Annotated in this window: 10 protein-coding genes and 5 pseudogenes; 7 read left to right on the top strand and 8 right to left on the bottom strand. The window is 62.3% G+C overall.

All coding sequences use genetic code 11. The features are described 5' to 3' along the window. The first annotated feature begins 10 nt into the window (after positions 1-10). The gene (istB, locus tag ABIF91_RS27000; RefSeq protein ID WP_038943657.1) at positions 11-763 is read left to right on the top strand and encodes an IS21-like element helper ATPase IstB; all 753 of its coding nucleotides are present in this window, start codon (positions 11-13) and stop codon (positions 761-763) included. 180 nt (positions 764-943) lie between these two features. Here the strand turns inward: istB and tnpC are convergent, their stop codons facing one another. The 6 genes and pseudogenes from tnpC to ABIF91_RS26970 form a co-directional block, all read right to left on the bottom strand. Beyond that, positions 944-2,494: an IS66 family transposase gene (gene tnpC / locus ABIF91_RS26995; protein ID WP_035681142.1), complete on the bottom strand. Its 1,551-nt coding sequence runs from the start codon at positions 2,492-2,494 to the stop codon at positions 944-946. Positions 2,495-2,872: 378 nt separating this feature from the next. Continuing rightward, on the bottom strand, positions 2,873-4,216 hold the full coding sequence (locus ABIF91_RS26990) for an IS1380-like element ISBdi2 family transposase (protein WP_208086440.1): 1,344 nt from the start codon (positions 4,214-4,216) through the stop codon (positions 2,873-2,875). Positions 4,217-4,673: 457 nt separating this feature from the next. Further along, a pseudogene (gene tnpB, locus ABIF91_RS26985) lies at positions 4,674-4,871 on the bottom strand (IS66 family insertion sequence element accessory protein TnpB); the annotation flags it as partial. Further along, positions 4,868-5,290 carry an IS66-like element accessory protein TnpA gene (gene tnpA, locus ABIF91_RS26980; RefSeq protein ID WP_424578819.1) on the bottom strand — a complete coding sequence of 141 codons (423 nt, stop codon included), beginning with the start codon at positions 5,288-5,290 and terminating at the stop codon, positions 4,868-4,870. The pseudogene tnpB and the gene tnpA, both read right to left, overlap by 4 nt. Positions 5,291-5,379: 89 nt before the next feature. Further along, a pseudogene (locus ABIF91_RS26975) lies at positions 5,380-6,134 on the bottom strand (IS3-like element ISRj2 family transposase); the annotation flags it as partial. Positions 6,135-6,193: 59 nt separating this feature from the next. After that, positions 6,194-7,324, bottom strand: coding sequence for an ABC transporter substrate-binding protein (locus ABIF91_RS26970; RefSeq protein WP_284282233.1), 1,131 nt, complete (start codon positions 7,322-7,324; stop codon positions 6,194-6,196). A 172-nt stretch (positions 7,325-7,496) separates the two neighbouring features. Between ABIF91_RS26970 and ABIF91_RS26965 the strand changes: the two genes are divergently transcribed. The 6 genes and pseudogenes from ABIF91_RS26965 to ABIF91_RS26940 all read left to right on the top strand — a co-directional run bounded on the left by ABIF91_RS26965 (position 7,497) and on the right by ABIF91_RS26940 (position 10,664). Continuing rightward, on the top strand, positions 7,497-8,108 hold the full coding sequence (locus ABIF91_RS26965; protein WP_050995282.1) for a TetR/AcrR family transcriptional regulator: 612 nt from the start codon (positions 7,497-7,499) through the stop codon (positions 8,106-8,108). Positions 8,109-8,156: 48 nt separating this feature from the next. Beyond that, positions 8,157-9,116: an alpha/beta fold hydrolase gene (locus ABIF91_RS26960; protein ID WP_424579481.1), complete on the top strand. Its 960-nt coding sequence runs from the start codon at positions 8,157-8,159 to the stop codon at positions 9,114-9,116. Between the two features lie 20 nt (positions 9,117-9,136). Beyond that, positions 9,137-9,457, top strand: a pseudogene (locus ABIF91_RS26955) (alpha/beta fold hydrolase); the annotation flags it as partial. A gap of 34 nt (positions 9,458-9,491) precedes the next feature. Continuing rightward, entirely contained in the window at positions 9,492-9,851 is a 360-nt protein-coding gene (locus ABIF91_RS26950; protein WP_424578780.1) for a transposase, read from the top strand. Continuing rightward, positions 9,848-10,054, top strand: a pseudogene (locus ABIF91_RS26945) (IS3 family transposase); the annotation flags it as partial. The gene ABIF91_RS26950 and the pseudogene ABIF91_RS26945, both read left to right, overlap by 4 nt. 49 nt (positions 10,055-10,103) lie before the next feature. Beyond that, positions 10,104-10,664: an IS3 family transposase gene (locus ABIF91_RS26940; RefSeq protein WP_424579083.1), complete on the top strand. Its 561-nt coding sequence runs from the start codon at positions 10,104-10,106 to the stop codon at positions 10,662-10,664. Between the two features lie 99 nt (positions 10,665-10,763). On the opposite strand, the pseudogene ABIF91_RS26935 reads toward ABIF91_RS26940, so the two are convergent. Continuing rightward, positions 10,764-11,123 (bottom strand): annotated as a pseudogene (locus ABIF91_RS26935) (glutathione peroxidase); the annotation flags it as partial. Positions 11,124-11,125: 2 nt separating this feature from the next. Then, on the bottom strand, positions 11,126-12,526 hold the full coding sequence (locus ABIF91_RS26930; RefSeq protein WP_028177530.1) for an amidase family protein: 1,401 nt from the start codon (positions 12,524-12,526) through the stop codon (positions 11,126-11,128). Positions 12,527-12,644 lie beyond the last annotated feature (118 nt).

Raw genomic sequence — 12,644 nt, 5'->3', positions numbered from 1 at the left:
AAAATCCAGCATGCTGACCCATCCCACGCTCGACCTGCTGCAAAATCTCGGTCTCCACGGCATGGCCAAAGGCTTCAAGGAGCTTGATGCCCAGCCCGAAGCACGCAGCCTCGAACATGCCGAATGGCTGGCCCTGCTCCTGGAACAGGAGAAAACGCAGCGACAGCAAAAGCGGTTTGAGAGCAGAGCTCGCGCCGCCAAGCTACGTCATGCCGCTTGCGTCGAGGATGTCGACTACCGTGCCATCCGCGGGCTCGACCGCACGCTCTTTCTAAAACTCGCCGCCGGCGACTGGATCCGAGCGAGGCATAATCTCCTCGTCACTGGGCCATGCGGCGTCGGCAAGAGTTGGCTTGCTTGCGCCCTCGGCCACAAGGCCTGCCGGGACGACTTCGCCGTTGCCTACCATCGCGTCCCGCGTCTGTTCGCCGCTCTCGCACTGGGACGCGCCGACGGACGCTATACCAGGATGCTGCGGGCGATCGCACGACTTGATCTGCTGATCCTGGACGACTGGGGACCAGAACCTCTCGACGCCGACCAGCGCCGTGATTTGCTCGAAATCGTCGAGGATCGATACGAAGCCCGTTCGATCATCGTCACCAGCCAGTTGCCCGTCGATCGCTGGTACGAAATCATCGGAAACCCCACCATCGCCGACGCGATCCTCGATCGCCTCGTCCACAATGCCTACCGCATCGAACTCAAAGGAGAGAGCCTCAGGAAGCAGAAGCAACCCGCTCAAGATCAACCGGTCTCTTGACCTTCCCAGCCCTCGACGACATCATGAAATTGACCCATGCGAACGACGCCACGGGTGGCCGGCTTCAGATCGGAATACCCGGCCGGCTTCGAATTGGAATGCATGGCCGGCTTCGTTGGAATCCACACGCCATCGTCGTCTTGCGTGCTTTTCGCGTTCCCCGCCCTTGCTTCGGCTTCGTCATGCCACGGCCCGCTTTTCGGCTTCGCGTGCGGCCTTCCAGTTCCAGGCCAGAAGTTCGTGAAGCTGGTTGGTCTTCGTGGCGCCGCTCACCATGCGATCGAGAACGTCGACGAGATACGCCTCGGGGTCGAGGCCATTCAATTTCGCTGTGTTAAGAAGCGAAGCGAGTATCGCCCAGGTCTCGCCCCCGCCTTCGTCACCACTGAACAACGAGTTCTTTTTTCCGATCGCAATTGGCCTGATCGATCGTTCGACCGTGTTGGTGTCCGGCTCGAGCCGCCCGTCATCCAGGAACGTCGTCAGGCCCTGCCAGCGTTCGAGCATGTAGTCGATCGCCTTGATGAGCGTCGAGCGGCGGGAGATCCCGTCCTTCACCGCGATCAGACGGGCCCTCAACGCCTCCATCAGCGGCTTCGTCTCGGCCTGTCGCGTCGCGCGGCGTTCCCCAGCATCGAGACCGCGGATCCTCTCCTCGATCGCGTAGACGGCCGCAATGCGCTCGATGACCTCCGCGGCGAAGGGTGAGTTCGTCGTCTTGTGCACCCTCACGAAGTTGCGGCGCGCGTGAACGAGACAATACGCCAGCTGGATCTGGCCCGACATCATCGCATCGCCCGCCAGCGAGGCGTAGGCGGCATAGCCGTCGACTTGCAGCACGCCTTCGAAGCCGGCTAACTGCGCCACGATCTCCTTTTTGCCGCGACCACCTGCGAACACGTAGGCGACCGCCGGCGGCGCCGGCCCCTTCCACGCCCGATCGTCCGTCGCGTGCGCCCAGAACTGGCAGATCCTCGTGCGGCCGCGTCCCGGATCGAGCACTGGCATCGGCGTCTCGTCGCAGAACAGCCGCTCGAAGCCGTGCATAGTCTTCAGTTGCAGATCGTAGAGGCCCCTGACCAGCCACGCCGCGCTCCCCATCCAGCGCGCCAGCGTCTGACGGTCGACGACGACACCCTGACCCGCCAGGATCTGCGTCTGGCGATAGAGCGTCGATTGCCAGGCATATTTGGCCGCGGCGATATGCGCGATCAGCGCCGTCGTTGCCATGCCGCCCTCGACGAGCCGCGCCGGTGCCGGGGCCTGGACAATCGGGCCCTCACAGGAGCGGCAGGCGTATTTTGGACGGATCGTGCGGAGCACGCGCAGCCACGCGGGAACCCGATCGAGCGCTTCGCTGCTCTCCTCGCCGATCCGATGCATCTGACCCGTGCAGCACGGGCACAGCGTGGACGCCGGCTCGATCACCCGCTCGACCCGAGGCAGATGCGCCGGCAGCGCGCCGATGTTGCGCTTCGCTTTGCGCCGCTCCGGCCGCGGCGCGTCCGGTTTGTCGTCATTGGCCGGGAGCTGTGAGCCGGCGGTCCGTTCCAGATCAAACGCGATCTGTTCGGCGCAGACGATCGCCGCGCGCTCCGATCGTGCGCCGAAGATCAGGCTCTTCAACGTGGCGATCTCTGCGCGCAGATCATCGTTCTCGCCTTCGAAAGCCAGCACCATCTCGGCAAGAGCCGCAGGGTCAGAGGGGAGATCTTCGGGGCGAAGCGCCATATCGCAGAGCTACACGAACGCACTCGCAATCGCCAGCAAAACAAGACGCTTCAGGCAACCTTCGTCGGCCGCTTCGTCACCTTCGGGACCACACGCGACCACTCCGCAAGACCTTCAATCAGCATCGCCAGTTGCGCCCCCGTCACCGGCATCGTACCCTCGCGAACAGGTGGCCAGGCAAAGCCCCCATTCTCCAGCCACTTCGTCGCTAGCCCGTCCTATTCGTGAGAGTGCGGCTTTTGGGCCCGATTGATGCGGCCGCACATCTTGTCTGACGAGGCGCACAGGATTGCCTTCGGCTTTTCGCCGCCTGACGACCGGTACTTTGCAACGCGCTTGAGGGATGGGTTGGGCGAACGGGGGCGGACGCCCCGCCGGTCAAGGACCGAGCGGCAGCAGCGCGCCGGGCAAGCCGCAGATCAGGTCGGCTTCGGGACATGCCGCGGCAAACGCAAGGCGAATGCGGCTCGTGGTCTCGACGACACGGGCGGCGATTTTCAAGAGCCGAAGACGCAGCGTCGCGAACTCGGCAGCGGCCAATTCCCGGGCTTTGGGAATGGCGTCGCGCACGGTCAGCATCAGCCAATAAGCGGCCGTATGGAGCACGAGACGGACCTGGTTGGCGAGCGCCGAACGGCAGCTGGTGCGATCGGAGGCGAGCTGCGTCTTATGCAGCTTGATCAGATTCTCGGCTTGGCCGCGCGCGCAATACAGGCTGTCGTAGATCCACTCGGCCGAGCCGACATCGAGGCTGGTGACGACGAAACGGATGTCGAGGCCGAGCATCGTCGCCTCAATACGGGCGACGGTGCGCCGTTCGCGATCCCAGGACTTTGCCTTGTGGCGCGTCTCGGTATAGCCACGCAGAACCGGCAGGTTCTCGATGGCGCGTCGCGTGCGGATGTCGTCGGCGACCTCGTCGACTTTTCTGGCGAGAGGCTTGGTGCCGGACAGACCGAAGATGTAGTCGATGCCGTTGGTCTCGCACCACGCCATTGCCTCCGGCCGGGCATAGTGCCCGTCGCCACGGAACGTAATTTGCGTGTTGTGCCATCGCGTCCGGATATGTCGTACCAGGCGGCGCAGATGGGCACGCACCTCGACGCCGCCCGGCGTCTTGCCGGGCCTCAGCACGACCGCCACGGGCCGGCTCTTCTCCGTGTCGTAGACGTGGATCGGCAGGAAGCAGCGTTCGTCATAATGAGCGTTGAACAGCGAGAGCTGCTGATGGCCGTGGACGACGTCGCAGGTATCATCGATGTCGAGCGTGACGGATGCCGGCTCGCGCGGGTAGCTATCCATCCATGCGTCGACCAAAGTGTAGGTCAGCCGGATCACGTCGCGCAGGCGCGGAGCATTCTCCAGCCGCGACAGCGTCGGCTGGGAACACAAATCCCGGCCCGTGTCCGGTAGGCGACCGCAGGCCAGTTTGAATGCCGGATCGGACCTCAGATGATCGAGGTCGTCGGCGTCCTCGTAGCCGCAGCAGATCGCGAACATGCGAGCGCGGAACATATCGACCAGGCTGTGCACGACCCGCGTCGGATCGCGCCGATCCGGGAACACCCGGGCCAGATTGTTGGCCAAACCGAGACGCCGCTCGGCCATCGCCAGAAGCATCACGCCCCCGTTCGAGGTTAGGCGCCCACCATCGAAGGCAGCTGTGACTTTCTTGGCGTGAACGGCTGGAAACGAGAAGGGCGGAATCGTATCGTCGGTCATGGCGGGCGTGGCGTTCGCGGTTGGAGGTGATGGGGTTGGCTTCGCAACCGAATCCTACGCCGCATCAGCGCTTTACCCCTCAGGCGCACTCTTACGAATAAGACGGGTTAAGTTGAAGAAAGATTGAGTGACTCCCGATCATTTCTGTGCCGAAACGTGGAGTCGCGGTCGTGCCGCGTCCAAAGAAACCGGCGCGAGCGGCCTATTAGACGCGGTAGGTGCTCAGCCTCCGAAACGAGACTATCAAGCATGAAGAGATCGAGCGCGAGGCAGAGGTTTTATTTGTGTTGAATTCTTGCTTCTCGATAGTGGTCTGAAATCGTATCATCGGTCATGGCGGGCGTGGCGTTCGCGGTTGAAGGTGATGGGGTGGCTTCGCAACCGAATCCTACGCCGCATCAGCGCTTTACACCACGCTCGCCAGCTTCTCAGGCGCCCTCTCGCGAATAAGACGGGCTAGAACCATTCCCGAGCCGTCAAAAACCAGTAGCTTCAAACGATCCGATCGCTTCGATCGGAAGACATAAACGTCACCGCTGTAGGGCTTGCCGCCTAATCCCTCCGCTACCAGCGCGACAAGGCCATGAACGCCTTTACGAAAGTCAATCGGCTGCGTCGCGACGAACACACGGACCATTGGACCGAAAGAGATCATCGCGTCGATCTCACCGCCGCCAGCACGCGCTCCAGCGTCGCGGCGTCGACGCCGACGGGCACGCGCACCGTCGCGCCCGCGATCATCACCTCGATCCGCTCGGCCGGATCCGTCAGAACATGCGCCTTATCGATCGCGTTCGGCTGCGCCTCGACGGCGGCCTGGAGCCTGACTTGCACGAACTGCGGCGCTTCGCTCGACGCGAGCCGCGCCTGGCGCCGCCACACACTGAGCAGTCCCCGGTTCACCCCGTTGCGTCGAGCCACCTCGGAAATGCTCGTCTCCGGATCGGCACTCTCGGCCACGATCCGCGCCTTCTCCGCATCGCTCCAACTGCGCCGTCGCCTCTCCCCTGTGATCACCTCGATCCGCTGATAGGAGGCGGCATCATGCCCGTCTTGATGTCTGTCTTGATGCATGGAACGAGCGTCCCTCGCGTTGTCAAATCCACGCGCGAGTCTCGCTCATCCCGTCCACCTAAACGAGGTGGGGTCGTCGTACCGCTATCGATCGAGACGCGATGGGCCAGGACCCGTCGGCTGAACACATCGACGACCGCCGCGAGATAGACGAAGCCACGCCGCATCGGAATGTAGGTGATGTCCATTGCCCACGCATGGTCGGGCCGCTCGATCTTCAATCCGCGCAACAGGTACGGGTAGATCTTGTGACCCGGAGCCGGCTTGCTCGTGTTCGGGCGACGATAGACCGCCTCGATCCCCATGCGCTTCATCAGCGTCGCGATGTGGCGGCGACCGGCGTATACGCCCTCCCGCCGCAGCAACGATCGCAGCATACGCGCTCCCGCGAAGGGATAATCGAGATGCAGCTCATCGAGCCGACGCATCAAGGCAAGGTCCTCGGCCGAAACTGGCCGAGGTTCATAGTAGACCGTGCTGCGAGCCAGCTTCAGGACCTTCGCCTGGCGCACGATAGAAAGATCATGACCGCGGTCGATCATCGCTTTGCGCTCAGCAGGCCCGCCTTGGTGAGCGCGCCGGACAAAAAATCGTTTTCCAACGCCAGCTCGCCGATCTTGGCATGTAACGCCTTCAAATCGACCGGCGTCTCGGCCGATGTCTTGTCATGCCCAAACACGCCGGCGGCGCCTTCCAGGAGCTGGTTTTTCCAGATCGTGATCTGGTTCGGATGAACATCAAACAGTTGCGCCAGCTCCGCCAGTGTCTTGTCGCCTTTGACCGCAGCCAAAGCAACCTTCGCCTTGAATGCCGGAGAATGCGTCCGGCGGCTCTTCTTCGTCATCTTCGCTCCTGATTCGCAGCAAGAATCCTCGCCGCTGTCAGGCAGAAAATCCACTCAAGCTACTGTCCGAATTTGCGGGGCCAGCTCTCTTTGCTACCTGCTGGTCGTCGTACGGTCCCGTAGACTGCTTCGGCAACAGCCTGGCGACCGTTGGCTCGCGTCATCGAAATTGTCGATCCGACACCTTCGAACGTCGAGCCGGCCAGGGCCGACGCAACGTCACTCGTCGCAGCCCCCGCCCCGGCACGATCCCAAGCAGCCTTCAATCCTAGCAGCGCGTTGGCAACCCCATAGGCAGGATAGATCGGTGCAATTTCGTATCGATCACGATAGTTGGAGCTGAACCAGCGGTTCAACTCAGTGTCATGCGCCAGCAGTCCGTGCGAACCACGGCCCCCAACGATAGTGCCATCGGGAATTATCCCCGCCAACCGATGAAGGCCGCTCTCACCGGACACCAACAGCAAGCGTGCATCCGGTATCTTTGTTCGTGCGACTTCGACCAGACGGAACAGATCCACTCCCCAATTTCCGGAATGAATGAGCTGAGCACCCTGCTCCTTCAGAAAGTTGATAGGGGTTTCGACAGAACCGGAATAGAGCGGCGCAAAGTGACCTCCGACCTCCTGCGCATCGGGCTGGAGGACCTGCAAGGCGGCGCGAAATTCTCTCCAGCTATCCGTCCCCCAGAGATATTTTTGGTTGATACCACCAAAAGCCAGGCCGCAGATCCCGAGTTGGGCAGCCACGTAGCGCGCTGCGCCGACAGAATCAGCCGTTGTCGTCGTCTGGGTACGAAAGACCCAATCCCACTGGCGTGCAAACAACTGACTTGCGCCGCCGCCGGAAACTACCGTTAACAAGCCAAGTTCTTCGGCAACTGGCGCAATGGCCATCGCGACAGCGCTGCCCGCGTACCCGACCACGATATCCGCACCGTCAGCATGTATACGCCGCAATAGCGCGATCTGTTCGTCTTCCGAGCCACTCTCGTCGTAGACCCTGAGAGACAGCTTGCGACCAGCGAAGCCCGAAGCAGCGTATGGTTCTGGGAGCTCGCCTCCGGCATTGATGGCTTCGACCATGAACTCCGCGGCGTTGCGCGCTGGAAAGCCAAAAGGCGCTGCTGCGCGCCCGGACACGTAGGTCACTACGGCGACATTCACAGGTCTGTTTGCATCCGTCGCCATCTGTGCACTCCGGTTATTGGACTCCTTATTTTTGGACCATTCGGTCGTTATTTGCAAGAGCTGTCCGTTAAGTTGCAAAGTCCGAATTGAGGCCCGTCTTGGCCTCGCATCTTCCTGCCTCCTCCGAGGAAACAGGCTTGATATTAACGACCGCTTAGTCTAGATGTTGATCATGATACGAGAGACTTCGCAGCGGATGCGCGGCCGTCCAAGAGAGTTCGATCCCGATGACGCTATCGAAAGCGCCATGGGCGTGTTCTGGACATCAGGTTATCATGCGACGTCGCTTCCGGAGTTGCTTGAGGCGACGAATCTTTCTCGTGGAAGTCTCTACGCCGCCTTCGGCGACAAGCATGGGCTATTCTTGCGTGCGCTCGACCGATACATCGCAGACTCCTTGACACGCCTGGATGCCGACCTTGATCCGCGCAAAGACGTGTTGGACGGCATCCGGGCGTGCCTTGCAAGATACGTCGAGCGAACCAGCGGGGCTGGCGCCAAGCGCGGATGCCTGATTGTGGCAACCGCCATGGAATTGGGAAGTCAGGACGTCGAAGTGGAACAGCGCATTCGACGCTTCTTCAAGGCGATGGAAGCGCGGCTGACGACGGCATTGGAACGCGCGAAGTCCGAGCGACGATTGGCTGATGAGGTCGAGCCCTCGACCGCCGCGCGTCTCATTATGTGCCTGCTCGAAGGCATGCGCGTCGTCAGCAAGACAAACGCCGACCGCGGCTCATCGCAAGCCGTCGTTCAAGCCCTGCTTGATCGTTTTGCAAAATGAGGTTTTCGATGGTTTCGTCGCCAACGGCCTTGCGCATTTTTGGACCACATGGTCGTCAAATTGCCTTCGCTCCTTTTTCAGCCGTTTGCCGTCCAACCATCGCGGGGAAGCGCCATGGACGCTGAGTTATACCCCTACCGATCACTACGGGCCGGCGACATTCGCTTTGTCTACTATCGGATGGGCTCAGGTGGTCCCCCGATCATTCTCCTTCATGGCTGGCCGCAGACATCGCATGCCTGGCGCCGCGTGGCGGGGCCTCTCAGCTCTGCGTATGACGTCGTGGTTCCGGATCTGCCGGGTTTTGGCTACACGTCAAAGCCCGACGCGGGCTTCGATAAAAAGACAATTGCCCGTCGCCTTAGAGAATTCGCGCATGGGCTCGGTTTGTCTCGTGTCGCTCTTGCCGGACACGATCTGGGTGGACACGTCGCGTACGCCTACGCGGCACAATGGCCTGAAGAGGTCAACAACCTGATTTTTATCGAGAGCAGTCTTCCGAGCTTCGGCCAGGAAGAGGCAATGGATGTTTCGAAAGGCGGAAGCTGGCACTTCGGCTTCAACATGGCCGGTGACATCTCGGAGGAATTGGTCCGGGGACGAGAGAAATTGTTCGTCGATCACTTCATGAGACGCGAGAAAGTCGGTCTGTTCGATGCCAATTCAGTGAGCGACGCGGACATTGAATTTTACGCGCGCGCGCTTCAGCGGCCTGGAGCACTGAGATCGTCGTTCAGCTATTACCGCACGTTGCCGATCGACCGAAGAGACAATTCGGCCTGGGGACAAACGCCGCTTCCGATGCCAGTTCTCGCGATCGGGGCTGACTGGGGTTACGGAGCCGCATCCGAGCAGACGGTACGTCGGGTCGCCAAGGATGTTCAAGGAGCCGTCATCGAACGCTGCGGGCACTATCCCGCGGAAGAACGTCCGGACGAACTAGCTCGCTTGATCGCCGATTTTCTGGCGAAGACGCCATCGGCCACACATCCAGCGCCGCAACGCTAACTTCAATGAAGGGGTCAACAATGAATTCTGAACTAAACGGCTTCCGTCACAAATTGCTACGTGTGGGCGACGTAAAGATCCATGCTGTCGTAGGGGGCGATGGACCCCCGCTCGTACTGCTCCATGGCTGGCCACAGACTTGGTGGGAATGGCGCAGGATCATGCCGGTACTCGCCGAACATTATACCGTGGTTGCCCTCGATCTACGCGGGGCGGGGCATTCCGACTGCCCCCAGAGCGGCTATGACAAGGCAAGCCTGGCCGAAGACGTGCACGGGGCGATGGTCGTACTCGGTTTTAGCCGCTACGCCGTCTGCGGCCATGACATCGGGGCGATGGTTAGAGCTGGCCCCGCAAATTCGGACAGTAGCTTGAGTGGATTTTCTGCCTGACAGCGGCGAGGATTCTTGCTGCGAATCAGGAGCGAAGATGACGAAGAAGAGCCGCCGGACGCATTCTCCGGCATTCAAGGCGAAGGTTGCTTTGGCTGCGGTCAAAGGCGACAAGACACTGGCGGAGCTGGCGCAACTGTTTGATGTTCATCCGAACCAGATCACGATCTGGAAAAACCAGCTCCTGGAAGGCGCCGCCGGCGTGTTTGGGCATGACAAGACATCGGCCGAGACGCCGGTCGATTTGAAGGCGTTACATGCCAAGATCGGCGAGCTGGCGTTGGAAAACGATTTTGTGTCCGGCGCGCTCACCAAGGCGGGCCTGCTGAGCGCAAAGCGATGATCGACCGCGATCATGATCTTTCTATCGTGCGCCAGGCGAAGGTCCTGAAGCTGGCTCGCAGCACGGTCTACTATGAACCTCGGCCAGTTTCGGCCGAGGACCTTGCCTTGATGCGTCGGCTCGATGAGCTGCATCTCGATTATCCCTTCGCGGGAGCGCGTATGCTGCGATCGTTGCTGCGGCGGGAGGGCGTATACGCCGGTCGCCGCCACATCGCGACGCTGATGAAGCGCATGGGGATCGAGGCGGTCTATCGTCGCCCGAACACGAGCAAGCCGCAAGATCTACCCGTACCTGTTGCGCGGATTGAAGATCGAGCGGCCCGACCATGCGTGGGCAATGGACATCACCTACATTCCGATGCGGCGTGGCTTCGTCTATCTCGCGGCGGTCGTCGATGTGTTCAGCCGACGGGTCCTGGCCCATCGCGTCTCGATCACAATGGAGGCGGCCTTCTGCGTCGAAGCGGTCCAGGAGGCGTTGGCGAAGCACGGCAGGCCCGAGATTTTCAACACGGATCAGGGCAGCCAGTTCACCAGCCTCGAGTTCACCGATGTGCTGCTGGACGCGAAGATCGCCATCAGCATGGACGGCAAGGGCGCCTGGCGCGACAACGTGTTTGTCGAGCGGCTCTGGCGCACGGTCAAATACGAAGAAGTATATCTCCGCGCCTACGACAGCGTGTCCGAGGCGCGAGCGTCAATTGCCAAGTATCTGGCCTTCTACAATCAGGGACGCCCTCACTCGAGCCTTGACGGGCGCACGCCCGACGAGGCTTACTTCGGCACGCAAGCTATGGTGATGGCCGCATGACCGTCGCCGACGGTTTTGTCGTCGCTCTGGTCGGGCTACGCCCTCCCGACGCAACGACAAAACCGTAAAGCCCCGCGTTCAGCATAACCCGGCAGGAATCCACTTAAATCCAGCGGGGCGCTGTCCAAACAACCGGGGCCAGCTCTGATGCGCCTTCGGCCCGTTGACGTCGATCTTCTCGAACAGGGGAAAGGTGACGTCGTAATTAGTCGAGCAGAACTCCTGGATCTCGCTCGCCTGCCCCGGCTCCTGCGCCCCGAACTGGTTGCAGGGAAAGCCGAGCACGGAGAAGCCGCGCGGCGAGAGATCGCGGTAGAGATCCTCGAGGCCGCGATATTGCGGCGTGAAGCCGCATTTGCTCGCGGTGTTGACGATCAGCAGCACCTGCCCCTCGAAACGCCTCATCAGCACCTCCTCGCCGGCAAGCGAGTTGGCCTTGAAGTCGTAGATGGCGGTCATCGCTAGCCCACGGGATCGATCGGCGACGGCGGCACGCCACCGGCCTCGATCGCTTCGCCCGCGAGCAGGCAGAGGTCTTCGCGATAGCGGCCGGAGACGATATGCACGCCGACGGGCGACTTGCCGACGAGGCCGGTCGAGACCACGAGGCCCGGCAGGCCCATGAAGGGAATGGCGATCTGCGGCAGCTGCGCTTCCCAGACCCGCTTGAAGGATTCGTCGTCCTTGCGGTCGAGATGATCCGGGAACGGCAGCTCGCCGGAGACCGGCGTCAGCAGCACCGCATATTTCTCGAAGAACAGCATCCACTCGCGGGTCAGCGCGGCCCTTCGGGTCAGCGCCTTGGCGTAATCCGCCTGGTCCATCGGCGTGACCCTGGCGCGGTTGCCGCGCAGGCAGGCCAGCGCACCGGGATCGCCCTCGCGCTCGGCCATCTCGAGCTGCGCCTCATAGCCGTCGCCGAGCCAGAGCTTGATCTGCCACTCCACCGCCTCGCGCATCGGCGGCGTGTCTTCGATGACGTCGACGGTCCAGCCGGCGCGTTCGAGGCGCTTGCCGGCATCGCTCACCGCCGCCTTCACCTCCGGCGTGGTGGCAAGGCCGCCCGGGTTGAGACAGAGCGCGGCGCGCTTGTCCCGCGCGGGGCCTTGCAGCGGCGTCGGCACGAACCAGGGATCGCGGATGTCGCGGGCCGACATCGCCTCGAGCGAAATCCTGATGTCGTTGACGGTGCGCGCCAGGGGTCCCGACACCGCCATGATCTGCGGCCCGATCGGGCGCTCCGGCAGCGCCGGGTTGAAGGCGGGGATCCGGCCGAGCGTCGGGCGCAGGCCGTGGACGCCGCAGGCATAGGCGGGATAGCGGATCGAGCCGGCGATGTCGGTGCCGTGGGCGATGTGGCCGATGCCGGCCGCGACCGCCGAGCCGGCGCCGCCGGAGGAGCCGCCCGGCGTCAGCGCGGCGTCGCGGGGGTTCTTGGTATCGCCATGAATGAGATTGGTGGTGAACCAGCGGTAGGAGAAGGCCGGGCAATTGGTACGGCCGAGCAGGACGGCGCCGGCTTTGCGGAAATTGGCGACCACCGGATTGTCCTCGCGCGCGATGACGTCGCGCTGGAGCTTCAGGCCGTTGGTGGTGGCAAAGCCTTCCTGGTCGACATTGGCCTTGATGGTGACGGGCACGCCGGCGAGCACACCGGGGTCCTCCCCCCGGGCGATGGCGGCATCGACGGCATCGGCCTGCCTGAGGACATCGTCCGGCCGGTGATCGATCACCGCGTTGAGCCGGGGATTGACGGCATCCAGGCGCGCGAGGCCGGCCTGCGCGGCCTCCCTGGCGGAGACCTTTTTGGATTTGACGAGGGTGGCGAGGTCGGCGGCCGACAGGCGCCAGAGATCTTGCATGGCTTGCTCCGTGTAATCGGCGTCTTTTAGCGCCGGGAACGCGGCAAAGCCATGCGGATTTCGCGGGGGTGAGGAGGTCGCTCACCTCTCCCGTAGGGTGAGGTGGACACCGCCGCCC

It is taken from the genome of Bradyrhizobium sp. USDA 241 (assembly GCF_049739505.1).
Taxonomy (GTDB): Bacteria; Pseudomonadota; Alphaproteobacteria; order Rhizobiales; family Xanthobacteraceae; genus Bradyrhizobium; species Bradyrhizobium liaoningense.
Note: the sequence above shows the minus strand (reverse complement) of the source record. Positions and strands in the feature narration are given on the sequence as shown.